Source organism: Pseudarthrobacter siccitolerans, from assembly GCF_001046895.1.
Lineage (GTDB): Bacteria > Actinomycetota > Actinomycetes > Actinomycetales > Micrococcaceae > Arthrobacter > Arthrobacter siccitolerans.
In genome coordinates this window covers 13933-37135 of the sequence record NZ_CAQI01000035.1, presented here as the reverse complement: position 1 = coordinate 37135, position 23203 = coordinate 13933, and the positions used below count along the sequence as shown (strand labels likewise).

At 61.9% G+C, this 23203-nt stretch carries 28 protein-coding genes and 1 pseudogene; 1 reads left to right on the top strand and 28 read right to left on the bottom strand.

The window, feature by feature from the left end; all coding sequences use genetic code 11:
- Positions 1 to 50 precede the first annotated feature (50 nt).
- The 22 genes and pseudogenes from ARTSIC4J27_RS06085 to rpsJ all read right to left on the bottom strand — a co-directional run bounded on the left by ARTSIC4J27_RS06085 (position 51) and on the right by rpsJ (position 12300).
- Positions 51 to 620 (bottom strand): adenylate kinase, encoded by a 570-nt coding sequence (locus tag ARTSIC4J27_RS06085; protein ID WP_200900761.1) that lies wholly within the window; start codon positions 618 to 620, stop codon positions 51 to 53.
- Positions 621 to 625: 5 nt separating this feature from the next.
- Complete coding sequence (gene secY, locus ARTSIC4J27_RS06080; protein WP_050054324.1) at positions 626 to 1936, bottom strand: preprotein translocase subunit SecY; 1311 nt, start codon at positions 1934 to 1936, stop codon at positions 626 to 628.
- 215 nt (positions 1937 to 2151) lie between these two features.
- The gene (rplO, locus tag ARTSIC4J27_RS06075) at positions 2152 to 2643 is read right to left on the bottom strand and encodes a 50S ribosomal protein L15 (RefSeq protein ID WP_050054323.1); all 492 of its coding nucleotides are present in this window, start codon (positions 2641 to 2643) and stop codon (positions 2152 to 2154) included.
- Between the two features lie 2 nt (positions 2644 to 2645).
- Positions 2646 to 2852 carry a 50S ribosomal protein L30 gene (gene rpmD / locus ARTSIC4J27_RS06070; RefSeq protein ID WP_050054322.1) on the bottom strand — a complete coding sequence of 69 codons (207 nt, stop codon included), beginning with the start codon at positions 2850 to 2852 and terminating at the stop codon, positions 2646 to 2648.
- Between the two features lie 2 nt (positions 2853 to 2854).
- Entirely contained in the window at positions 2855 to 3577 is a 723-nt protein-coding gene (rpsE, locus tag ARTSIC4J27_RS06065; protein WP_050054321.1) for a 30S ribosomal protein S5, read from the bottom strand.
- A complete protein-coding gene (gene rplR / locus ARTSIC4J27_RS06060; RefSeq protein WP_050054320.1) occupies positions 3574 to 3957 on the bottom strand; it encodes a 50S ribosomal protein L18 in 384 nt (127 codons plus the stop codon). Before rplR ends, rpsE begins: the two co-directional genes overlap by 4 nt.
- A 2-nt stretch (positions 3958 to 3959) precedes the next feature.
- On the bottom strand, positions 3960 to 4496 hold the full coding sequence (gene rplF / locus ARTSIC4J27_RS06055; RefSeq protein WP_050054319.1) for a 50S ribosomal protein L6: 537 nt from the start codon (positions 4494 to 4496) through the stop codon (positions 3960 to 3962).
- Positions 4497 to 4514: 18 nt separating this feature from the next.
- Positions 4515 to 4913, bottom strand: a complete 399-nt coding sequence (rpsH, locus tag ARTSIC4J27_RS06050; protein ID WP_050054318.1) for a 30S ribosomal protein S8 — start codon at positions 4911 to 4913, stop codon at positions 4515 to 4517.
- A gap of 86 nt (positions 4914 to 4999) precedes the next feature.
- Positions 5000 to 5581: a 50S ribosomal protein L5 gene (rplE, locus tag ARTSIC4J27_RS06045; RefSeq protein ID WP_050054317.1), complete on the bottom strand. Its 582-nt coding sequence runs from the start codon at positions 5579 to 5581 to the stop codon at positions 5000 to 5002.
- On the bottom strand, positions 5581 to 5943 hold the full coding sequence (rplX, locus tag ARTSIC4J27_RS06040) for a 50S ribosomal protein L24 (protein WP_013601824.1): 363 nt from the start codon (positions 5941 to 5943) through the stop codon (positions 5581 to 5583). Before rplX ends, rplE begins: the two co-directional genes overlap by 1 nt.
- Positions 5944 to 5946: 3 nt before the next feature.
- Positions 5947 to 6315: a 50S ribosomal protein L14 gene (gene rplN, locus ARTSIC4J27_RS06035; protein WP_009358299.1), complete on the bottom strand. Its 369-nt coding sequence runs from the start codon at positions 6313 to 6315 to the stop codon at positions 5947 to 5949.
- A 628-nt stretch (positions 6316 to 6943) separates the two neighbouring features.
- Positions 6944 to 7250: pseudogene (rpsQ, locus tag ARTSIC4J27_RS06030) on the bottom strand (30S ribosomal protein S17).
- Positions 7247 to 7576, bottom strand: a complete 330-nt coding sequence (rpmC, locus tag ARTSIC4J27_RS23465) for a 50S ribosomal protein L29 (RefSeq protein WP_018760452.1) — start codon at positions 7574 to 7576, stop codon at positions 7247 to 7249. The pseudogene rpsQ and the gene rpmC overlap by 4 nt, the downstream one beginning before the upstream one ends.
- 2 nt (positions 7577 to 7578) lie before the next feature.
- Positions 7579 to 7995, bottom strand: a complete 417-nt coding sequence (rplP, locus tag ARTSIC4J27_RS06020) for a 50S ribosomal protein L16 (RefSeq protein WP_050054315.1) — start codon at positions 7993 to 7995, stop codon at positions 7579 to 7581.
- Positions 7996 to 8826, bottom strand: a complete 831-nt coding sequence (gene rpsC / locus ARTSIC4J27_RS06015) for a 30S ribosomal protein S3 (protein WP_050054314.1) — start codon at positions 8824 to 8826, stop codon at positions 7996 to 7998. It abuts the gene before it with no gap.
- Positions 8827 to 9192 carry a 50S ribosomal protein L22 gene (gene rplV, locus ARTSIC4J27_RS06010; RefSeq protein WP_050054313.1) on the bottom strand — a complete coding sequence of 122 codons (366 nt, stop codon included), beginning with the start codon at positions 9190 to 9192 and terminating at the stop codon, positions 8827 to 8829.
- A 38-nt stretch (positions 9193 to 9230) separates the two neighbouring features.
- On the bottom strand, positions 9231 to 9512 hold the full coding sequence (rpsS, locus tag ARTSIC4J27_RS06005; RefSeq protein WP_003803803.1) for a 30S ribosomal protein S19: 282 nt from the start codon (positions 9510 to 9512) through the stop codon (positions 9231 to 9233).
- Between the two features lie 12 nt (positions 9513 to 9524).
- A complete protein-coding gene (gene rplB, locus ARTSIC4J27_RS06000; RefSeq protein ID WP_050054312.1) occupies positions 9525 to 10364 on the bottom strand; it encodes a 50S ribosomal protein L2 in 840 nt (279 codons plus the stop codon).
- Positions 10365 to 10393: 29 nt separating this feature from the next.
- The gene (rplW, locus tag ARTSIC4J27_RS05995; RefSeq protein ID WP_011692807.1) at positions 10394 to 10699 is read right to left on the bottom strand and encodes a 50S ribosomal protein L23; all 306 of its coding nucleotides are present in this window, start codon (positions 10697 to 10699) and stop codon (positions 10394 to 10396) included.
- Positions 10696 to 11319: a 50S ribosomal protein L4 gene (gene rplD, locus ARTSIC4J27_RS05990; protein WP_050054311.1), complete on the bottom strand. Its 624-nt coding sequence runs from the start codon at positions 11317 to 11319 to the stop codon at positions 10696 to 10698. The genes rplW and rplD overlap by 4 nt, the downstream gene beginning before the upstream one ends.
- Positions 11320 to 11323: 4 nt before the next feature.
- Positions 11324 to 11974, bottom strand: coding sequence for a 50S ribosomal protein L3 (rplC, locus tag ARTSIC4J27_RS05985; RefSeq protein WP_050054310.1), 651 nt, complete (start codon positions 11972 to 11974; stop codon positions 11324 to 11326).
- A gap of 17 nt (positions 11975 to 11991) precedes the next feature.
- Entirely contained in the window at positions 11992 to 12300 is a 309-nt protein-coding gene (gene rpsJ / locus ARTSIC4J27_RS05980; protein ID WP_043119398.1) for a 30S ribosomal protein S10, read from the bottom strand.
- Between the two features lie 384 nt (positions 12301 to 12684).
- Here rpsJ and ARTSIC4J27_RS05975 point away from each other — a divergent pair, with 384 nt between their 5' ends.
- Complete coding sequence (locus ARTSIC4J27_RS05975; protein WP_050054309.1) at positions 12685 to 14121, top strand: GH1 family beta-glucosidase; 1437 nt, start codon at positions 12685 to 12687, stop codon at positions 14119 to 14121.
- A gap of 13 nt (positions 14122 to 14134) precedes the next feature.
- On the opposite strand, the gene ARTSIC4J27_RS23395 is transcribed toward ARTSIC4J27_RS05975, so the two are convergent.
- The 6 genes from ARTSIC4J27_RS23395 to ARTSIC4J27_RS05950 all read right to left on the bottom strand — a co-directional run bounded on the left by ARTSIC4J27_RS23395 (position 14135) and on the right by ARTSIC4J27_RS05950 (position 23182).
- A complete protein-coding gene (locus tag ARTSIC4J27_RS23395) occupies positions 14135 to 14260 on the bottom strand; it encodes a hypothetical protein (RefSeq protein WP_268794383.1) in 126 nt (41 codons plus the stop codon).
- A gap of 99 nt (positions 14261 to 14359) precedes the next feature.
- A complete protein-coding gene (gene tuf, locus ARTSIC4J27_RS05970) occupies positions 14360 to 15550 on the bottom strand; it encodes an elongation factor Tu (RefSeq protein WP_050054308.1) in 1191 nt (396 codons plus the stop codon).
- A gap of 264 nt (positions 15551 to 15814) precedes the next feature.
- Complete coding sequence (gene fusA / locus ARTSIC4J27_RS05965) at positions 15815 to 17929, bottom strand: elongation factor G (RefSeq protein WP_050054307.1); 2115 nt, start codon at positions 17927 to 17929, stop codon at positions 15815 to 15817.
- A 69-nt stretch (positions 17930 to 17998) separates the two neighbouring features.
- Positions 17999 to 18469: a 30S ribosomal protein S7 gene (gene rpsG, locus ARTSIC4J27_RS05960; protein ID WP_026531948.1), complete on the bottom strand. Its 471-nt coding sequence runs from the start codon at positions 18467 to 18469 to the stop codon at positions 17999 to 18001.
- A 1-nt stretch (position 18470) separates the two neighbouring features.
- Positions 18471 to 18845, bottom strand: a complete 375-nt coding sequence (gene rpsL, locus ARTSIC4J27_RS05955; RefSeq protein ID WP_009358312.1) for a 30S ribosomal protein S12 — start codon at positions 18843 to 18845, stop codon at positions 18471 to 18473.
- Between the two features lie 437 nt (positions 18846 to 19282).
- Entirely contained in the window at positions 19283 to 23182 is a 3900-nt protein-coding gene (locus tag ARTSIC4J27_RS05950; RefSeq protein ID WP_050054306.1) for a DNA-directed RNA polymerase subunit beta', read from the bottom strand.
- Positions 23183 to 23203: the final 21 nt, after the last annotated feature.

The following is a 23203-nucleotide window of genomic DNA, read 5'->3' as shown; positions in this document are numbered from 1 at the left end:
CTGAGGCTCCTCCCGTGTACCGGGAGGAGCCTCGGAAAAACATGCCTGGATCAGGCTGCCTGTGCGGCCTTGATGGCCTGCATCACGCGGTCCGTCACTTCGTCGATGGGGCCGATGCCGTCCACCTGGGTGAGGATGCCGCGCTCGGCGTACTTGGCCACCACGGCTTCGGTCTGCTCGTGGTACAGGTCAAGGCGGTGGCGGATGACGGCTTCGTTGTCGTCGCTCCGGCCCGTTTCCTTGGCCCGGCCCAGGAGCCGGTGCACCAGTTCCTCGTCGTCGGCCGTCAGCTGCAGGACGACGTCGAGCTTCTCCTCGCCCGTGGCCAGGATCTCGTCGAGGTAGTCCACCTGCGCAGTGGTGCGCGGGTAGCCGTCGAGCAGGAAGCCGTTTTCGACGTCGGACTCGCTCAGGCGGTCACGCACCATCTTGTTGGTGACGCTGTCCGGAACGAAGTCGCCGTTGTCCATGTACTTCTTGGCCTCGATGCCAAGCGGGGTCTCGCCCTTTACATTGGCACGGAAGATATCTCCCGTGGAGATCGCCACAACGCCGAGGCGCTCTGAAATCCGCTCCGCCTGCGTTCCTTTTCCGGAACCGGGAGGTCCAATAATCAGCATTCTCGTCATCGCAAAAGCCCTTCGTAGTGACGTTGTTGTAGCTGCGCATCAATCTGCTTGACGGTCTCCAGGCCAACGCCCACCATGATCAGGATCGAGGTGCCACCGAACGGGAAGTTCTGGTTTGCGTTGATCAGTACCAGTGCCACCAGCGGGATCAGCGCCACGAAGCCCAGGTAAAGGGCACCGGGCAGCGTGATCCGGGAGAGCACGTACTGCAGGTAATCAGCGGTCGGTTTACCGGCGCGGATACCTGGAATGAAGCCGCCGTACTTCTTCATGTTGTCCGAGACCTCTTCAGGGTTGAAGGTGATCGCGACGTAGAAGTAGGTAAAGAACACGATCAGGGCGAAGTAAATCGCCATATAGATCGGGTGGTCACCGCGGGTCAGGTTGTTGTTGATCCATTCGACCCACGGCTGTAGCTGCTCGCCCGGCTTCGGCTGATTGAACTGGGAGATCAGTCCAGGCAGGTAAAGCATCGAGGAAGCAAAAATCACGGGGATAACGCCGGCCATGTTGACCTTGATGGGGATGTACGTGCTGGTACCCCCCACGGTGCGGCGGCCGATCATCCGCTTGGCGTACTGCACCGGGATACGGCGCTGCGACTGCTCGACGAAGACCACCAGGGCCACCGTCAGCAGGCCCACGGCCAGAACGATGAAGAAGGTGCCGGGACCCTGTGCGCTCCAGATGGCGCCCAGGGAGGTGGGGAACGTTGCCGCAATGGAGGTGAAGATGAGCAGGGACATACCGTTGCCCACGCCCTTCTCGGTGACGAGCTCGCCCATCCACATGATCAGGCCGGTGCCGGCCGTCAGGGTGATGATGAGCAGGATGGTGGTGATCACGCTGTCATCAGGGATGATCGGCAGGTTACAGCCGGGGAGCAGCTGGCCGGACCGCGCCAGGGACACCAGTGTGGTGGCGTTGAGCAGGCCGAGGGCGATGGTGAGGTACCGGGTGTACTGGGTCAGCTTGGACTGACCGGCTGCGCCCTCTTCGTACAGCTCCTGGAACCGGGGAATGACCACCCGGAGCAGCTGGACGATGATGCTCGCCGTGATGTACGGCATGATGCCCAGGGCGAAGATGGACACCTGGAGCAACGCGCCGCCGCTGAACAGGTTAACGAGCTGGTACAGGCCGCCTGCGGTCTGACCGTTCTGCAAGCATTGCTGGACATTCTGGTAGTTCACACCGGGCGAGGGAATGAAGGCACCCAAGCGGAAGATGGTGATGATTCCCAGCGTGAACAACAACTTGCGTCGCAGATCAGGCGTGCGAAAGGCCCGGCCAAATGCGCTAAGCAAGCGTCCTCCTGGTGATGTGGATAAGAGTGTGTGATGGGGATCTAAGAATCCCAACAACCGAGTCTAACGGTTGGATGCGCCATGCGAACAATCCGGGGAAGCCCACGTGCGCCCGGTGGCGGGAAAAACACGCCCGACGGATGTGAAAAACTCCCGGTACCGGGGCCTGGGCCCCGATACCGGGAGTTCAACAACGGGCTTGGCGCCCACCGGCTCTAGAGAGCGGTGGTGCTTCCGCCTGCTGCAGCGATCTTTTCAGCAGCGCTGGCCGAGAATGCGTGGGCGGTGACGTCGACCTTGACGGTGATGTCGCCGGTGCCCAGCACCTTGACGGGCTGGTTCTTGCGAACGGCGCCCTTTTCGACCAGGTTCTCGACGGTGACAGTGCCACCTTCCGGGAACAGCTCGTTGAGCTTGTCCAGGTTTACAACCTGGAACTCAACGCGGAACGGGTTCTTGAAGCCGCGCAGCTTGGGCAGGCGCATGTGCAGCGGCAGCTGGCCGCCGGCAAAGCCAGCCTTTACCTGGTAGCGGGCTGCAGTACCCTTGGTACCGCGACCAGCGGTCTTACCCTTGGATGCTTCACCACGACCAACACGGGTCTTGGCGGTCTTTGCACCCGGGGCGGGACGCAGGTGGTGAACCTTCAGGGCGTTCTGCTTGTCAGCAGCGGCGTCCTGAGCCCTTGCAGGAGTGTTCTCTGCCATTGTTACTTCGCCTCCTCTACCTGAACCAGGTGCGGAACCGTGTTGAGCATTCCAACGGTCACGGCGTCGGCGGTGCGGACAACGGTGTGTCCGATCCGCTTCAGGCCGAGGGACCGCAGGGTGTCGCGCTGGTTCTGCTTGCCGCCAATGGCGGACTTGATCTGAGTGATCTCCAACTGTGCGTCGGAGGGGACCAGGTTCTTAGCCATGGCTACGCACCTGCCTTCGGAGCCAGGAGGGCCTTCACCAGTGCCGCCGGAGCGATCTCGTCGAGGGGCAGGCCGCGGCGTGCTGCCACTGCTGCCGGCTCTTCGAGGCGCTTGAGGGCATCAACGGTCGCGTGAACGATGTTGATGGCGTTGGAGGAACCGAGCGACTTGGAGAGGATGTCGTGGATGCCCACGCACTCCAGTACTGCACGGACCGGGCCACCGGCGATAACACCGGTACCGGCGGAAGCCGGGCGCAGCATAACAACACCTGCGGCGGCCTCACCCTGTACGCGGTGCGGGATGGTGTTGCCAACGCGGGGAACGCGGAAGAAGGACTTCTTGGCCTCTTCTACGCCCTTCGCGATAGCGGCAGGAACTTCCTTAGCCTTGCCGTAGCCAACGCCGACCATGCCGTTGCCGTCACCGACGACGACCAGGGCGGTGAAGCTGAAGCGACGACCACCCTTGACCACCTTGGAGACGCGGTTGATGGTGACAACGCGCTCTACGAACTGGCTCTTCTCGGCTTCGCGGCCACCGTCGCGGCCACCACGGCCACCACGTTCGCCGCGGCCCTGGCCACGGTCGCCACGCTCGCCACGACGAGCGCCGCCACGGCGGTCGTCGGCAGCTGCGGGGGCAGTGGTCTCAGCGGCAGCTACGGCTTCAGTAGCCTTCTGATCTGCAGACACAGTGTCCTTTTCCTTGTTTGCTTCCGTCACAGTGACAGTCCACCTTCACGTGCACCGTCAGCGACGGCAGCGATCCGGCCGTGGTACTTGTTACCACCGCGGTCGAAGACAACAGCTTCGATACCGGCAGCCTTGGCACGCTCTGCAACGAGTTCGCCAACGCGCTTGGCCTTGGCAGTCTTGTCGCCGTCGAATGCACGAAGGTCGGCTTCCAGAGTGGAGGCGCTCGCTACGGTCAGGCCCTTGGTGTCATCGACAACCTGGACGAATACGTGGCGTGCGGAACGGTTGACGACCAGACGAGGACGTAAAGCCGTACCGGAGATGCGCTTACGGATACGAAGCTGGCGGCGGCTGCGCGAAGCAGACTTGCTCTTGTTCGTACGCTTCTTGTTAATTGAGATGGCCATGGTTACTTACCAGCCTTTCCGACCTTGCGGCGGATGACTTCGCCGGCGTAACGGATGCCCTTGCCCTTGTAGGGGTCCGGCTTCCGCAGCTTGCGAATATTGGCAGCAACCTCGCCGACCTGCTGCTTGTTGATACCTGAAACAGAGAGCTTGGTCGGGGTCTCAACTGCAAAGGTGATGCCCTCCGGTGCGGAGACATTGACCGGGTGGCTGAAACCGAGAGCGAACTCAAGGTCAGATCCCTTGGCCTGAACGCGGTAACCGGTACCGACGATTTCAAGCTTCTTCTCGTAGCCCTTGGTAACGCCCTCGATCATGTTGGAGATCAGGGTGCGGGTCAGGCCGTGGAGTGAACGGGAGGCGCGCTCGTCGTTCGGGCGGGCGACAGTCAGGGTGTCTGCATCCAGGGTGACCTCGATCGGGCTGGCCACAGTGTGGTTCAGCTCTCCCTTGGATCCCTTGACGCTGACGACAGAGCCGTCAACCTTGACCTCAACGCCGGCAGGAACGGTGATGGGGAGACGTCCAATACGTGACATTATTCTCTTCCTTTCCCGTTACCAGACGTAAGCGAGGACTTCGCCGCCCACGCCCTTCTTGCCGGCCTGCTTGTCAGTCAGGAGGCCGGAAGAGGTGGACAGGATTGCGACACCCAGGCCACCCAGCACGTGCGGCAGGTTGGTGGACTTTGCGTAAACGCGCAGACCGGGCTTGGAAATACGGCGAACACCAGCGATTGAACGCTCGCGGTTCGGTCCGAACTTGAGCTCGATGGTCAGCTTCTTGCCAACTTCAGCGTCTTCTTCCTTCCAGCCGGCGATGAAGCCTTCTGCCTTGAGGATGTCAGCAACGCGTGCCTTGAGCTTGCTGTACGGCATGGACACGGAATCGTGGTATGCCGAGTTTGCATTGCGCAGACGCGTAAGCATGTCTGCGACAGGATCTGTCATTGTCATTGTGGGCTCTTGCCCTTCCTCATAACGGTTTCCGCGGTATCGCTTCGTTTCCGAAGCCGTGCCGCCGGACCTTTTACGTAGTTAGATTAGTCTTCGGCCTTGAACGGGAAACCAAGCGCCTTGAGCAGCGCGCGGCCTTCGTCATCGGTCTTTGCAGTGGTAACAACCGTGATATCCATACCGCGGGTGCGGTCGATCTTGTCCTGGTCGATTTCGTGGAACATAACCTGCTCGGTCAGACCGAAGGTGTAGTTTCCGTTACCGTCGAACTGCTTGCCGGAGAGACCACGGAAGTCCCTGATACGGGGCAGTGCGAGGGTGACCAGGCGGTCCAGGAATTCCCACATGCGGTCGCCACGCAGGGTAGCGTGTGCACCGATGGGCATGCCTTCGCGCAGCTTGAACTGTGCGATCGACTTGCGGGCCTTGGTTACCTGCGGCTTCTGGCCGGTGATCTGGGTGAGGTCGCGGACAGCGCCGTCGATCAGCTTGGAGTCCTTGGCGGCATCTCCAACACCCATGTTCACAACGACCTTCACCAGACGGGGAACCTGGTTGACGTTTTCGTACTTGAATTCCTCAATGAGCGTGCTCTTGATGGATTCGGCGTACTTGGTCTTCAGACGAGGAACGATCTTCGTTGCCGGAGTCTCGAGAGTCTCAGTCATTAGATGTCCTTCCCTGAGCTCTTGGCCACGCGGATGCGCACTTCGCGCTGCTTGCCGTTGCGCTCAACGGTTTCAGTGCGGAAGCCGACGCGGGTGGGCTTCTTGGTGGAGGGGTCTACCAGAGCCACGTTGGAGATGTGGATCGGAGCTTCAACAACCTCGATGCCACCGGTCTTGGTGCCGCGCTGCGACTGACCGACCTTGGTGTGCTTGGTGACGCGGTTGATGCCTTCAACCAGCACGCGGTTGGTGTCGGTGAACACGCGCAGGACCTTGCCCTGCTTGCCGCGGTCGCCGCCGCGCTCAGCCTTGGCGCCAGTGATGACCTGAACGAGGTCACCCTTCTTGATCTTTGCAGCCATGGACTAGAGCACCTCCGGAGCCAGAGAAACGATCTTCATGAACTTCTTGTCACGGAGTTCACGACCAACCGGTCCGAAGATACGGGTACCGCGGGGGTCACCGTCGCCCTTCAGGATCACAGCTGCGTTCTCGTCAAACTTGATGTAGGAACCATCCGCACGGCGGCGTTCCTTCTTGGTACGGACGATGACTGCCTTGACAACATCGCCCTTCTTTACGTTGCCGCCCGGGATTGCGTCCTTGACGGTGGCGACAATGACGTCACCGATGCCTGCGTAGCGACGGCCGGATCCACCGAGAACGCGAATGGTAAGGATTTCCTTAGCACCCGTGTTGTCGGCGACCTTGAGTCGCGACTCCTGCTGAATCACTATTTACTCCTTGCGTCGCGCCGGTTCTCAGACCGAAAATCTTCCTACGGAATGAGCCTTGCGGAACGGTTGATCGGGGTGTCTCTTGACCTGCCTGGATTTTGCCAGACCAGGCCTAAACGCCCGTGCCAGAAGCAGTTGCCTCCATCCGGTCCAGGACAGGTCCTGGGCGCAAGGGGGCACTATGCCGTGGCACGCTTGTTTACGAGTTTGATGACGGCGCGCGAAAGGCGCCATACAAACTCAATATCCTAGCACGTTTTCCGCCCATCCCCATATCACCGCCTGGGGCTCCCCCGCAAGGCGCACGACGGCGTCACGCACGGCAGCCTCTTGGCCCACCTTGTGTGCCACTCCCCCGCAAAGGCACGCCACCGCCGTCGTCCGCCCACCAAGCCCTCCCCGACATTGGCACGCTCTCTCACTTAACGTGCCCTTTCGGCTGACGCTCTCTCACTTAACGTGCCTTTTGGGCGTTCGCTCTCTCACTTTCCTAAGAGAAGTGAGAGAGCGTCGGCCAGAAACACGCATTAAGTGAGAGAGCGTCGAAGGGGGACGACCGCGGGACTGCTTAAACGAGGAAGCCCCCGCTCCAAAGGAGCGGGGGCTTCCGGCTAAGCAGCAGGTGCTACTTGGCCTTCTCGAGGATTTCCACGAGCCGCCAGTTCTTGGTGGCGGACAGCGGACGGGTCTCGGCGATGACAACGAGGTCGCCGATGCCGGCGGTGTTCTCTTCCCGTGTGTGCCTTGACCTTGGAGGTACGGCGGATGACCTTGCCGTACAGCGCGTGCTTCACGCGGTCTTCAACCTGGACAACGATGGTCTTTTCCATCTTGTCCGAGACCACGTAGCCGCGACGCGTCTTGCGGTAACCGCGCTGCTCAGCCGTGGCTGCGGTAGCAGTTTCCGTCACGTTCTGGTCCTTTTCACTCACTTGGCATCCTCCTCGGTCTCAACCGTTTCAGCCTTCTCGGCCTTCTTGGTTGCAGCCTTCTTGGACTTCTTCTCTTCTTTGGCTTCCACAACAGGTGCGGCAACCTCAGCACGAATGCCCAGCTCGCGCTCACGGAGAACGGTGTAGATGCGGGCGATGTCCTTCTTTACCGCGCGCAGCCGGCCGTGGTTCTCCAGCTGTCCGGTGGCGGACTGGAAACGCAGGTTGAACAGCTCTTCCTTGGCCTTGCGGAGTTCTTCAACGAGACGCTCGTTGTCGAAACCGTCCAGCTGTGCGGGAGCCAGATCCTTGGATCCTACTGCCATTTCTATTCACCACCTTCGCGACGCAGAATGCGTGCCTTCAACGGGAGCTTGTGGATTGCCAGGCGCAGTGCCTCGCGTGCTACCGATTCTTCGACGCCGGAGATCTCGAAGAGAACCCGGCCCGGCTTGACGTTTGCGACCCACCATTCCGGTGAACCCTTACCGGAACCCATGCGGGTTTCGGCAGGCTTCTTGGTGAGGGGACGGTCCGGGTAGATGTTGATCCAGACCTTACCGCCACGCTTGATGTGGCGGGTCATCGCGATACGGGCGGATTCGATCTGACGGTTGGTGACGTATGCCGGGCTCAGGGCCTGGATGCCGTACTCACCGAAAGTGACCTTGGTGCCGCCCGTGGCAGCGCCGGAACGACCCGGGTGGTGCTGCTTACGGTGCTTGACTCGACGTGGGATAAGCATTTAAGCCTGTCCTCCTTCTGCTGCGGGAGCAGCAGCTTCAGCTGCCGGAGCCTCTGCAGCAGGAGCTGCTTCAGCGGCCGGACGGTCGTTGCGACGGCGGCGGTCACCACGGTCAGCGCCACCCGGACGGCCCGGACGGTCGCCGGAGCGTCCGCGGGACGGGGCGGAAGCGGCCTGCTGGGCCAGTTCCTTGGCGGTGACGTCACCCTTGTAGATCCAGACCTTCACGCCGATGCGGCCGAAGGTGGTCTTGGCTTCGTAGAAGCCGTAGTCGATGTTCGCACGGAGGGTGTGCAGGGGCACACGGCCTTCGCGGTAGAACTCCGAGCGGGACATTTCAGCGCCACCCAGTCGACCCGAGCAGGCGATACGGATGCCCTTGGCACCTGCACGCTGCGCGGACTGCATGGCCTTCTTCATGGCGCGGCGGAATGCCACACGTGAAGTCAGCTGCTCAGCAACGCCCTGGGCAACAAGCTGTGCTTCCATCTCGGGGTTCTTGACCTCGAGGATGTTCAGCTGGACCTGCTTGCCGGTGAGCTTTTCGAGCTCGCCGCGGATGCGGTCTGCTTCTGCTCCACGGCGGCCGATGACGATGCCCGGGCGGGCCGTGTGGATGTCCACGCGGACACGGTCACGGGTGCGCTCGATCTCGACCTTGGCGATGCCGGCGCGCTCCATGCCCGTGGACATGAGCTGGCGGATGCGGATGTCTTCGCGAACGAAGTCCTTGTACCGCTGGCCTGCCTTGGTGCTGTCAGCGAACCAGTGCGATACGTGATCGGTGGTGATGCCGAGTCGGAACCCGTGCGGGTTTACTTTCTGTCCCACTTAGCGAGCCTCCTCTTTCTCCGGGGTAGCGACTACCACGGTGATGTGGCTGGTGCGCTTCTTGATCTGAAATGCACGACCCTGGGCACGCGGCTGGAACCGCTTCATGGTCGGGCCTTCATCAACAAACGCTTCGCTGATGATGAGGTCGCCTTCGTCAAACGCCACGCCGTCGCGGTCCGCGAGGACCCGGGCGTTGGCGACTGCCGACTGAACTACCTTGAATACCGGCTCCGAAGCTGCCTGCGGGGCAAACTTCAGAATTGCCAGAGCCTCATTCGCTTGCAAACCACGAACAAGGTTGACGACGCGCCGGGCCTTCATAGGCGTTACGCGGATGTGGCGCGCAATTGCCTTGGCTTCCATTGCTTTCCTTCTCTCGTCTTTGACGTAAGTGCAGGCGCCTAGCGGCGCTTGCCCTTACGGTCGTCCTTGACATGGCCGCGGAATGTCCGCGTGGGAGCGAATTCGCCGAGCTTGTGCCCGACCATCGACTCAGTGACAAACACCGGGATGTGCTTGCGTCCGTCGTGTACGGCGATCGTGTGCCCGAGCATGTCGGGGATGATCATCGAACGGCGGGACCAGGTCTTGATGACGTTCTTGGTGCCCTTTTCGTTTTCCCTGGCTACCTTCACAAAGAGGTGCTGGTCAACGAAAGGACCTTTTTTCAGGCTGCGTGGCATGTGTCCAGGCTCCTATCGCTTGTTCTTGCCAGTACGACGGCGACGCACAATAAGCTTGTCGCTCTCTTTGTTGGGGCGGCGCGTGCGGCCTTCGCGCTTACCGTTCGGGTTGACGGGGTTACGTCCACCGGACGTCTTACCCTCACCACCACCGTGCGGGTGGTCAACCGGGTTCATGGCGACACCACGGACGGTCGGGCGGACGCCCTTCCAGCGCATACGGCCAGCCTTGCCCCAGTTGATGTTCGACTGCTCGGCGTTGCCGACCTCGCCGACGGTTGCGCGGCAGCGCACGTCAACGTTGCGGATTTCACCGGAGGGCAGACGCAGCTGGGCGAAGCGGCCTTCCTTGGCGACGAGCTGGATGGATGCACCTGCGGAGCGGCCCATCTTGGCACCGCCGCCCGGACGCAGTTCCACCGCGTGAACAACGGTACCCACGGGGATGTTGCGCAGGGGCAGGTTGTTGCCAGGCTTGATGTCAGCGTTGGCGCCGGCCTCTACGAAGTCACCCTGGGACAGCTTGTTCGGGGCGATGATGTAACGCTTGGTGCCATCAACGTAGTGCAGGAGGGCGATGCGAGCCGTGCGGTTCGGATCGTACTCAATTTCAGCAACGCGGGCGTCAACGCCGTCCTTGTCGTGGCGACGGAAGTCGATCAGACGGTACTGGCGCTTGTGTCCGCCACCCTTGTGACGGGTGGTGATCTTACCGGTGTTGTTACGGCCGCCCTTTTTGGGCAGCGGACGTACCAACGACTTTTCCGGCGTCGACCGCGTAATTTCGATGAAGTCCGCTACGCTCGAGCCGCGACGGCCCGGGGTAGTCGGCTTGTATTTACGGATTCCCATAATTTATTTCCTCGTTAAAGTGGTCTCCGCTACGCGAGCGGACCGCCGAAGATGTCGATAGTGCCTTCTTTGAGGGTGACAATCGCACGCTTGGTGTTCTTGCGGGTACCCCATCCGAATTTGGTGCGCTTGCGCTTACCGGCACGGTTGATGGTGTTGATCGATTCGACCTTGACGGAGAAAATCTTCTCCACGGCCAGCTTGATCTCGGTCTTGTTCGAACGGGGGTCCACCAGGAAGGTGTACTTGCCCTCGTCGATCAGGCCGTAGCTCTTTTCCGACACGACGGGTGCAAGCACGACGTCGCGGGGATCCTTGATGGTGGCTGCACTCACTTGGCATCCTCCTCGTTCTTTGCCACTGCCTTGCCGGCAACGAATGCTTCGTAGGCAGCCTTGGTGAAGACAACGTCATCAGACACGAGAACGTCGTAGGTGTTCAGCTGGTCTGCGTACAGAACGTGAACACCGGCGAGGTTGCGCACGGACAGTGCAGCAACATCGTTGGCGCGCTCGATGACGACCAGCAGGTTCTTGCGGTCGGACACGCCGCGCAGCGTTGCCAGCGCAGTCTTGGCCGACGGCTTGTCGCCTTCAACCAGTTCGGCGACAACGTGGATGCGGCCGTTGCGTGCCCGGTCAGACAGTGCGCCGCGCAGTGCAGCAGCAATCATCTTCTTGGGGGTGCGCTGGCTGTAGTCACGCGGGGTGGGACCGTGGACAATGCCACCGCCGGTCATGTGCGGAGCACGGATGGAACCCTGACGGGCGCGGCCGGTGCCCTTCTGCTTGAACGGCTTGCGTCCTGCACCGGAAACTTCAGCGCGGGTCTTGGTCTTGTGGGTACCCTGGCGAGCAGCAGCAAGCTGAGCAACGACAACCTGGTGCAGCAGCGGCACGTTGGTCTGAACGTCGAAGATTTCTGCAGGCAGGTCAACCTGGACAGTGTTAGCCATTGAACTAGGCTCCCTTCACGGCGGTGCGTACGAGGACGACCTGGCCGCGGGCGCCGGGAACGGCACCCTTGATAAGGAGCAGCGACTTCTCGACGTCAACCGCGTGGACCGTCAGGTTCAGCGTGGTGTGACGAACGGCGCCCATGCGGCCGGCCATTTTCATGCCCTTGAAGACGCGGCTCGGGGTGGATGCGCCACCGATTGAACCGGGCTTACGGTGGTTCTTGTGGGCACCGTGGGAAGCTCCAACGCCGTGGAAGCCGTGACGCTTCATAACACCGGCGAAGCCCTTACCCTTGGTGGTGCCGATGACGTCGATCTTCTGGCCGGCTTCGAAGACCTCTACGGAGAGCTCCTGGCCCAGCTCGTACTCAGCAGCATCTGCGGTACGGAGTTCGACGACGTGGCGGCGAGGCGTGACGCCTGCCTTTTCAAAGTGACCAGCCAGCGGCTTGGTGACCTTGCGGGGATCGATCTGGCCGTAGCCGATCTGAACGGCTACGTAGCCATCAACTTCTGCGTTGCGCAGCTGGGTGATGACGTTCGAATCTGCCTGGACCACAGTGACGGGGATGAGCTTGTTGTTCTCGTCCCAGACCTGGGTCATGCCGAGCTTCGTGCCCAACAGGCCCTTTACGTTACGGGTTGCGGTCATAGTCTCTCAGCACCTCCCTACAGCTTGATTTCGATGTTCACGTCAGCCGGCAGGTCGAGACGCATGAGCGAGTCAACAGCCTTGGGCGTGGGATCGATGATGTCGATAAGACGCTTGTGCGTGCGCATTTCAAAGTGCTCGCGGCTGTCCTTGTACTTGTGCGGAGAGCGGATCACGCAGTACACGTTCTTCTCCGTCGGCAGCGGCACGGGGCCCACTACCGTTGCGCCTGCGCGCGTGACCGTCTCAACGATCTTCCGTGCTGAAGTGTCAATGACCTCGTGGTCGTAAGACTTCAGCCGGATGCGGATTTTTTGTCCCGCCATGTCGCCTGACTCTCTTTCAGTAAATGCTGCTCTGTTTACTTACGTGTTGTATGGCTGCCGAAGCATTTGAAGTCGTAACTACCACCCGCCGCACAAACTGAATCCGGATGAATCCGGGTTCCTCACCTTGCCGGCGCAACCGACCCCCGCGGTCGGGCGTGTCGCGCTTGGCACGCATACAAATCCGCAGTTCCATGGGGGTGGGTTATGTTTGGTCTTCCACTTGGACCCTGGCACCCGGCATTATCCGGATCGGGACACGAAGAAGCGCTTGAACAACTCATCTAGTATGCCGGAATTTGGCTCCAGAAGCGAATCGGGCCATTCCGGGCGGCCCCGGGCGGGATCATTGCCAACGGCTACGCCGGAACGGATGATAGGGGCATGACGCTGGAGAGCACTGAGTCCGTGACCGAACTGGCCGGCCGCATGCCGCCGTCGTTCACCCTGGGGGTTGCCGCGGCCGCCTTCCAGATTGAAGGAGCCCTTACTGCGGGAGGCCGGGGACCGTCCGGCTGGGACGCCTTCGCGGAGAAGCCGGGCGCCATCATGGACGGACACTCCCCCGCCATGGCTTGCGACCACTACAACCGCCTGCCGGAGGACATCGGCCTGCTGCAGGAGCTGGGCGTGGACTCCTACCGCTTTTCCCTGTCCTGGCCAAGGATCCAGCCGGAGGGCCGGGGAAGCTTCAACGCAGAAGGGCTGGATTTCTACGACCGGCTCATCGACCAGCTCCTTGAGGCCGGGATCTCCCCCATGGCCACCCTCTATCATTGGGACACTCCGCTGCCCCTGGAACACCGCGGCGGCTGGATGAACCGCGAAACGGCCGAGCGCTTCGGTGACTACGCGGCCGGCGCAGGGGAACGTTTCGGGGACCGCGTGGCCCAGTGGGTCACGCTCAATGAACCGGTCTCCGTCACGTTGAACGGCTACGCCCTGGGAGTCCATGCCCCGGGCCACACCCTGATGTTTGACGCCCTTCCGTCCATCCACCACCAGCTCCTTGCCCACGGGCTCGGTGCGCAGGCCCTCCGTGGCGCCGGCGTCAAGGGGGAGGTGGGTGTCACGAACCTGCATTCACCGATCCGGCCCGCTTCAGGGAAGCCCGGGGACAGGTTGGTGGCACGGATGTACGACCTGCTGATGAACAGGATCTACGCCGACCCCGTGCTGCTGGGCCGTTACCCCAGCCTTCCGCTGTACGCCCGGCCGTGGCTGCGTTCCATCGGCCGGATCTCCGACGCCGACCTGCGGACCATCCATCAGCCGCTGGACTTCTACGGCCTGAATTACTACTTCCCGGTGAAGGTGGCCCTCGGCCGCGGGGTGACCCCTATTCCGGCGAACACGCATAAGGCCGTAGCCCGGCTGCCCTTCCATGAAGTGGGATACCCCGAATACAGCAGCACAGGGTTCGGCTGGCCGGTGGCACCCGGGCACTTGGGCGTCCTGCTGAAGGAACTGCACGACCGGTATGGGGAGGCGTTGCCGCCGGTGTACATCACAGAAGGCGGAGCAAGCTTCCCGGAACCTGACCAGGTATCCGGTCCCCTTCAGGACGAGGAGCGGGTGAAGTACATCTCGTCGCATCTGAGGGCCGCGCTGGACGCAACGTCCCCTGGCGGCCCGGCGTCAGGTGTGGACCTGCGGGGCTACTACGTGTGGACCCTGATGGATAATTTCGAATGGGCTGCGGGGTATTCGCAGCGGTTTGGCCTCGTCCACGTGGATTTCGAGACGCTCGAGCGGACACCCAAGCGGTCCTTCTACTGGTACCAGGAGCTGAGCAAGGCGCGGCGGGCGCTGCACGGCTAGCCGCCGCGCCCTTCTACTGGTTCTTGTTCGCCCGGTTGATCCGCTTGGCGCGGTCAATCTCGTAGCGGAAGTGCTTTTTGGCCCAGAACACGCCGGCCACCACCGCAACCGCGATGATCAGGAAGATAAGCCATCCCATGGTGAACTCCTTTCGGTCCAGCAACCTTATCAGGGGACGGTTAACGCAAAAACAGCCCCGCTGCAGATGCAGCGGGGCTGTTTTTCAGTTCAACAAGAATTACTTGATGATCTTGGTAACACGTCCTGAACCAACGGTGCGGCCGCCTTCGCGGATAGCGAAGCCGAGGCCCTCTTCCATAGCGATGGGCTGGATGAGCGCAACGGTCATCTCAGTGTTGTCGCCAGGCATAACCATTTCCGTGCCCTCGGGCAGGGTGATAACGCCGGTTACGTCCGTGGTACGGAAGTAGAACTGCGGGCGGTAGTTGGAGTAGAACGGGTTGTGACGTCCGCCTTCGTCCTTGGAGAGGATGTAGACGTTGGCCTCGAAGTCGGTGTGCGGGGTGATGGAACCCGGCTTGACGACAACCTGGCCACGCTCTACGTCATCGCGCTTCAGACCGCGGAGCAGGAGGCCACAGTTCTCGCCGGCCCATGCTTCGTCGAGCTGCTTGTGGAACATCTCGATACCGGTAACCGTGGTCTTCTGGACCGGGCGGATGCCGACGATCTCGACCTCGGAGTTGATGGCGAGGGTTCCACGCTCGGCGCGGCCCGTAACAACGGTGCCACGGCCCGTGATGGTGAAGACGTCCTCGATAGGCATCAGGAACGGCTTGTCACGGTCACGTACGGGGTCCGGAACAGACTCGTCCACAGCAGCCATCAGGTCCTCAACGGACTTGACCCACTCGGGGTCGCCTTCCAGGGCCTTCAGGCCGGAAACGCGGACAACCGGTGCTTCGTCGCCATCGAAGCCCTGCGAGCTCAGGAGCTCACGAACTTCCATTTCAACGAGGTCCAGCAGTTCCTCATCGTCAACCATGTCGGACTTGTTCAGGGCGACCAGCAGGTAGGGAACACCAACCTGGCGGGCGAGCAGAACGTGCTCGCGGGTCTGTGCCATCGGGCCGTCAGTGGCGGCAACCACGAGGATTGCACCGTCCATCTGTGCAGCACCGGTGATCATGTTCTTGATGTAGTCAGCGTGACCCGGAGCGTCTACGTGTGCGTAGTGGCGCTTCTCGGTCTGGTACTCAACGTGGGAGATGTTGATGGTAATGCCGCGCTGACGCTCTTCGGGAGCAGAGTCAATCGACGCGAAGTCACGCTTCTCGTTGAGAGTCGGGTACTTGTCGTACAGCACCTTGGAAATGGCGGCCGTCAACGTCGTCTTACCGTGGTCAACGTGACCAATGGTGCCGATGTTAACGTGCGGCTTAGTCCGCTCGAACTTTGCCTTTGCCACAGGTTCCTCCTAGAACGTTTTCAAATGACATACCCTTCAACCGCGCTTGTCGCGGCAGAAACTCAGGTAAGTCTACTTGGGGGGCTTTGGATTGGTGAAATTGCAGATTCAGGAACTAATACTAGTCCCCAAAGCCTGTTCGTGCAGATGGCCGGAACCCGGCTTGACCGGATGAATCCGACCGTCTCCGGCCACCTGCACCGGCTGTGCTTTCCGAAACCGGCAAGCGCACCCGAATTTGTTCGCTGCGAAAGTCGTAAAAGACTATTCGCCGCGGGTCTTCTGGATGATCTCGTCGGCAACAGCCTTCGGGACCTCGGCGTAGCTGTTGAACGTCATGGAGTACACAGCGCGGCCCTGGGTCTTGGAACGCAGGTCACCGATGTAGCCGAACATGCCGGACAGCGGGACGTGCGCACGGATGACCTTGACGCCCTGTGCATCTTCCATGGACTGCATCTGGCCACGGCGGGAATTGAGGTCACCGATAACTTCACCCATGTATTCCTCAGGGGTGCGGACCTCGACATCCATCAGCGGTTCGAGCAGAACCGGGTTCGCCTTGCGTGCGGCTTCCTTGAAAGCCATACGGCCGGCGATCTTGAACGCCATTTCCGAAGAGTCGACATCGTGGTAGGCGCCGTCAATCAGCGTTGCCTTGATGCCCACAACCGGGTAACCGGCCAGGACGCCGTCGTTCAGTGCATCCTGGATACCGGCGTCAACCGACGGGATGTACTCGCGCGGAACGCGGCCACCGGTGACCTTGTTCTCGAACTCGTACAGCTCGCCCTCGGCGGTGTCCAGCGGCTCGATGGCGATCTGGATCTTTGCGAACTGACCCGAACCACCGGTCTGCTTCTTGTGCGTGTAGTCGTGGCGTTCCACGGCGCGCTTGATGGTTTCGCGGTAAGCAACCTGGGGCTTGCCCACGTTGGCTTCGACCTTGAATTCGCGGCGCATGCGGTCCACCAGGATGTCCAAATGGAGCTCGCCCATGCCGGCGATGATGGTCTGGCCGGTGTCTTCGTTGAGGGACACCTGGAAGGTGGGGTCCTCAGCGGAGAGCTTCTGGATAGCCGTGGAGAGCTTCTCCTGGTCACCCTTGGTGTTCGGCTCGATGGCAACCGAGATCACGGGCTCCGGGAAGCTCATGGACTCGAGGACGATCTGGTTGTTGGAATCACACAGGGTGTCACCCGTGGTGGTGTCCTTCAGACCGATGGCTGCGTAGATGTGGCCGGCGGTAGCGCCCTCGACGGGCATTTCCTTGTTGGCGTGCATCTGGAACAGCTTGCCGATGCGCTCCTTCTTGCCCTTGGTGGAGTTGACCACCTGGGCGCCTGCTTCCACGTGACCGGAGTACACGCGGATGAAGGTGAGCTGGCCGAAGAACGGGTGCGCAGCAATCTTGAAGGCCAGTGCGGAGAACGGCTCTTCGGAAGAAGGCTTGCGGGTCAGTTCCTTCTCTTCGTCGCGAGGATCGTGGCCGACCATCGGCGGGACGTCGAGCGGGTTCGGCAGGTAGTCCACAACTGCGTCGAGCATGGGCTGCACGCCGCGGTTCTTGAATGCGGAACCGCAGAAGATCGGGTAGAGCTCGGAGTTGATCGTCATCTTGCGGATGCCGGCCTTGAGCTCGTCGATGGAGATCTCTTCACCCTCGAGGTACTTCTCCATGAGTTCCTCGGAGGACTCTGCGACCGTCTCAACGAGGTTCGCGCGGTACTCTTCGGCCTTTTCCTTGAGGTCAGCCGGGATCTCGCGGATCTCGTACTTGGCACCCATGGTCACGTCGCCCTTGGCATCGCCGGGCCATACCAGTGCGCGCATGTAGAGCAGGTCGACGACGCCGATGAAGTCGTTCTCGGCACCGATCGGCAGCTGCATAACGAGCGGCTTGGCACCGAGGCGGCTGATGATGGTGTCTACGGTGAAGTAGAAGTCGGCACCGAGCTTGTCCATCTTGTTGACGAAGCAGATGCGCGGAACGTTGTACTTGTCAGCCTGGCGCCAAACGGTCTCAGACTGCGGCTCAACGCCTTCCTTGCCATCGAACACCGCAACGGCGCCGTCGAGGACGCGCAGGGAGCGCTCAACCTCAACGGTGAAGTCCACGTGGCCGGGGGTGTCGATGATGTTGATCTGGTTGTTTTCCCAGAAGCAGGTCACGGCGGCAGACGTGATGGTGATGCCGCGTTCCTTTTCCTGTTCCATCCAGTCGGTGGTCGAAGCGCCGTCGTGCGTTTCGCCGATCTTGTGGTTCACACCCGTGTAGAACAGGATGCGCTCGGTGGTGGTGGTCTTGCCGGCATCAATGTGGGCCATGATGCCGATGTTGCGGACCTTACTAAGGTCGGTAAGCACGTCCTGTGCCACGGGGTCTCCTTTTGGGATGGACTACACGTTCGCCGCCGGCTCGGTTGAGCCGGCGGCGCCCGGGGAGTATTACCAGCGGTAGTGTGCGAAGGCCTTGTTGGACTCGGCCATCTTGTGGGTGTCTTCGCGACGCTTCACAGCGGCACCGAGACCGTTGGAGGCATCCAGGATTTCGTTCTGGAGGCGCTCGGTCATCGTCTTCTCGCGGCGGGCCTTGGAGTAGCCGACCAGCCAGCGCAGGGCGAGTGCGGTGGAGCGGCCCGGCTTGACCTCAACCGGAACCTGGTAGGTGGCGCCGCCGACGCGGCGTGAGCGGACCTCGAGGGAAGGCTTGACGTTGTCCATGGCCTTCTTGAGGGCTGCTACGGGGTCGCCGCCGGACTTGGCGCGTGCGCCTTCGAGTGCACCGTAGACGATGCGCTCTGCCGTGGACTTCTTGCCGTCAACGAGCACCTTGTTGATGAGCTGGGTGACCAGCGGGGAGCCGTAAACGGGATCTAGTACGAGCGGCCGCTTGGGGGCCGGACCCTTGCGAGGCATATTACTTCTTCTCCATCTTTGCGCCGTAGCGGCTGCGGGCCTGCTTACGGTTCTTGACACCCTGGGTATCGAGGGCGCCACGGACGATCTTGTAGCGGACACCCGGGAGGTCCTTCACACGACCGCCGCGGACGAGCACAATGGAGTGCTCCTGCAGGTTGTGTCCCACACCGGGGATGTAGGCGGTTACTTCAACGCCGCCGTTGAGGCGCACACGTGCCACCTTACGCAGAGCCGAGTTCGGCTTCTTCGGGGTGGTGGTGTAGACGCGGGTGCAAACACCGCGGCGCATGGGGCTGCCCTTAAGCGCGGGAGCCTTGGTCTTTGAGACCTTAGGCGTGCGGCCCTTGCGGACCAGCTGGTTAATCGTAGGCACTCTCGTGTTCTCCGTTTTATCCGGAGTGGCCGCTTCCGGCCACTCTCTTGTTGCGTTGCCCCGCCGCCCGGGCCTCGAAGAAGATCTCCAGGGCGGCGAAGGCGAAGCCTTAATAGTCGGATCGCATTCTTGGGGCTTGGCGCGCGGCCAGCAGTCCCTAGGCATGCAAAAATGTGGCATACGTTGCACAAGAACCCTGCAAACCGGAAACGTCGCTCTGGTTCAGCCTTTCAGCTGGAACCGGCGCACTCATCCACTGCCACAATAACAATTGGTAACAAGTCTAGCATGGACGGCCTCCATGCCTTAATCGGCGGGGTTAACCGGGGATGGTCCCCCACCTTGCGGTGAAGGACCAATCCGTTTTGACTCCTAAGGGCAGGGCGGCGGGTCCCTACGTGGCGCGGAACGCGACACGAAAGGGCCCGCCCTGACAGTTAGCGGAAGTCGTTGCCCAGGTCGTAGTCATCCAGCGGGATGGCGTGGAACTCAGGAGCTCCGTCGCCGCCCAGGGTGTCGTACGAGAAGTCACTGAACGCGCTGGGGCCGGTGAACAGGTTGGCCTTCGCTTCTTCAGTGGGCTCCACGGTGACCTCGGTGTAGCGCGGGAGACCCGTGCCGGCCGGGATCAGCTTACCGATGATCACGTTCTCCTTGAGGCCGAGCAGGGGGTCGCTCTTGCCTTCCATGGCCGCCTGCGTCAGGACGCGGGTGGTCTCCTGGAAGGAAGCCGCGGACAGCCAGGACTCGGTGGCCAGGGACGCCTTGGTGATACCCATGAGCTCAGGACGTCCGGAGGCCGGAGTCTTGCCCTCGGATACAACGCGGCGGTTGGCCTCCTCGAAGCGGCTGCGCTCGGCGAGCTCGCCGGGCAGCAGGTCCGATTCGCCGGACTCGATGACCGTGACGCGGCGCAGCATCTGGCGGACGATAACCTCGACGTGCTTGTCGTGGATACCGATGCCCTGGCTGCGGTACACGCCCTGGACTTCGTCCACCAGGAACTTCTGTGCCGCACGCGGACCCATGATGCGCAGGACCTGCTTGGGATCGACCGGTCCGTTGATCAGCTTCTGGCCGACGGTGACGTGGTCGCCATCCTCGATCAGCAGGCGTGAACGGCGCAGGACCGGGTAGGCGATCTCTTCGGTTCCGTCATCGGGAGTGATGACGAGGCGCATCTGGCGCTCGGACTCTTCGATGGTGATGCGGCCGGCTGCTTCTGCAATCGGGGCAACACCCTTCGGAGTACGGGCTTCGAAGAGCTCCTGGATACGGGGCAGACCCTGCGTGATGTCGTCGCCGCCGCTGGCGGAAACAGCACCACCGGTGTGGAACGTACGCATGGTCAGCTGCGTGCCGGGCTCACCGATGGACTGTGCGGCGATGATGCCCACAGCCTCGCCGATGTCCACGGTCTTGCCGGTGGCCAGCGAACGGCCGTAGCACAGGGCGCAGGTGCCGACGCTGGACTCACAGGTGAGTACGGAGCGGACCTTGACCTCGGTGATGCCGGCCTTGAAGAGCTCGTCAATCACCACGTCACCGCAGTCGGTGCCGGCAGCTGCGAGGACCTTGCCCTCGGAGTCCACGACGTCGACGGCGAGCGTACGTGCGTAGGCACTGTTCTCGACGTTCTCGTCCAGGACCAGCTCGCCATTGGAATCGGCGACGGCGATGGGCGTGACCAGGCCACGCTCAGTGCCGCAGTCCTCTTCGCGGACGATGACGTCCTGGGAGACGTCCACCAGGCGACGGGTCAGGTAACCCGAGTTGGCGGTACGCAGCGCGGTGTCAGCCAGACCCTTACGGGCACCGTGGGTGGCGATGAAGTATTCCAGCACCGACAGGCCCTCGCGGTAGGAGGACTTGATGGGACGCGGGATGATTTCACCCTTCGGGTTGGCCACCAGGCCACGGATACCCGCGATCTGGCGGACCTGCATCCAGTTACCACGTGCACCGGAGGACACCATGCGGTTGATGGTGTTCATCGGGGACAGGCTGTCACGCATCGCCTGGGCGATCTCGTTGGTTGCCTTGTTCCAGATCTCGATCAGTTCCTGGCGACGCTCGTCGTCGTCGATCAGGCCCTTGTCGTACTGGCCCTGGATCTTGGCGGCCCGCTCCTCGTAACCGGCGAGGATCTGCGGCTTGGCAGCCGGAACCTCGATGTCGGAGATGGCGACGGTGACCCCTGATCGGGTGGCCCAGTAGAAACCGGCATCCTTCAGGTTGTCCAGCGTTGCTGCGGTGACAACCTTCGGGTAGCGCTCGGCGAGGTCGTTGACGATGCGGGACAGTTCGCCCTTGTCGGCAACAGCCTCAACCCAGGGGTAGTCCTCGGGCAGGGTCTCGTTGAAGAGGACCTGGCCCAGGGAGGTCTGGACGAGCGCGGGCTGACCCTGCTCCCAGCCTTCTGGAGCTTCCCAGCCGGCGTACGGGACGAAGCCTTCGAGGCGGATCTTGACCTGCGAGTTCAGGTGCAGCTCGCGGGCATCGAACGCCATGATGGCCTCGGCAACCGAACCGAAGACGCGGCCTTCTCCAGCCGAACCGACACGCTTGGTGGTCAGGTGGTAGAGGCCGATGATCATATCCTGCGAAGGCAGGGTGACCGGGCGTCCGTCGGAAGGCTTCAGGATGTTGTTCGAGGACAGCATCAGGATGCGGGCCTCGGCCTGGGCCTCGGGGCTCAGCGGCAGGTGGACTGCCATCTGGTCGCCGTCGAAGTCAGCGTTGAACGCGCCGCACACCAGCGGGTGAAGCTGGATGGCCTTGCCTTCAACAAGCTGGGGCTCGAACGCCTGGATGCCGAGGCGGTGCAGGGTAGGTGCACGGTTGAGCAGCACCGGGTGTTCGGTGATGATCTCTTCGAGCACGTCCCAAACCTGCGGACGGTAACGCTCCACCATGCGCTTGGCCGACTTGATGTTCTGGGCGTGGTTGAGGTCAACCAGGCGCTTCATCACGAACGGCTTGAAGAGCTCCAGCGCCATCTGCTTGGGCAGGCCGCACTGGTGCAGCTTCAGCTGCGGGCCAACGACGATGACCGAACGGCCGGAGTAGTCGACGCGCTTGCCGAGGAGGTTCTGGCGGAAACGGCCCTGCTTGCCCTTGAGCATGTCGCTCAGGGACTTCAGCGGACGGTTGCCCGGTCCGGTGACCGGACGGCCGCGGCGGCCGTTGTCGAAGAGGCTGTCAACAGCTTCCTGAAGCATGCGCTTCTCGTTGTTGACGATGATCTCCGGAGCACCCAGGTCAAGCAGTCGCTTGAGGCGGTTGTTGCGGTTGATCACGCGGCGGTACAGGTCGTTGAGGTCGGAGGTCGCGAAGCGGCCACCGTCCAGCTGGACCATGGGGCGCAGTTCCGGCGGGATCACCGGGACGGCGTCAAGGACCATGCCAAGCGGGCTGTTGTTGGTGGTCAGGAACGCGTTGACCACCTTCAGGCGCTTAAGGGCACGGGTCTTGCGCTGGCCCTTGCCGTTGGCGATGACGTCGCGCAGCAGGTCGGACTCGGCCTGCATGTCGAAGCTTTCAAGACGCTTCTTGATGGCTTCGGCACCCATGGAGCCCTCGAAGTACATGCCGTAGCGGTCGCGCAGCTCGCGGTACAGGCCTTCGTCACCTTCGAGGTCGGCGACCTTCAGGTTCTTGAAGCGGTCCCAGACCTGCTCGAGGCGCTCGATATCGGCGTCGGCACGCTTGCGCACGTTGGCCATCTGGCGGTCGGCGGAGTCGCGGGCCTTCTTCTTGTCGGCAGCCTTGGCGCCTTCACCCTCAAGGCGGGCGATCTCGCCTTCGAGGTCGCGGGCGATCGCCGCGATGTCGGAGTCGCGGTTGTCGATCAGCTGCTTCTTCTCGATGTCGTGCTCAACCTGAAGGTTGGGCAGTTCCTCGTGGCGGGCGGCCTCGTCAACGCTGGTGATCATGTAGGCGGCGAAGTAGATGACCTTTTCGAGGTCCTTCGGTGCCAGGTCAAGGAGGTAGCCCAGGCGGGAGGGAACACCCTTGAAGTACCAGATGTGCGTGACGGGAGCGGCGAGCTCGATGTGGCCCATACGCTCACGGCGTACCTTTGCGCGGGTGACCTCAACGCCACAACGCTCGCAGATGATGCCCTTGAAGCGCACGCGCTTGTACTTGCCGCAGTAGCATTCCCAGTCCCGGGAGGGGCCGAAGATCTTCTCGCAGAAGAGGCCGTCCTTCTCGGGCTTGAGCGTGCGGTAGTTGATGGTTTCCGGCTTCTTAACCTCGCCGTAAGACCAGCCGCGGATGTCTTCCGCGGTGGCGAGGCCGATCTGCATGAGGCCGAAGGAGGATTCGCTGGACATATGGTCCCTGTTCTCTCTTGT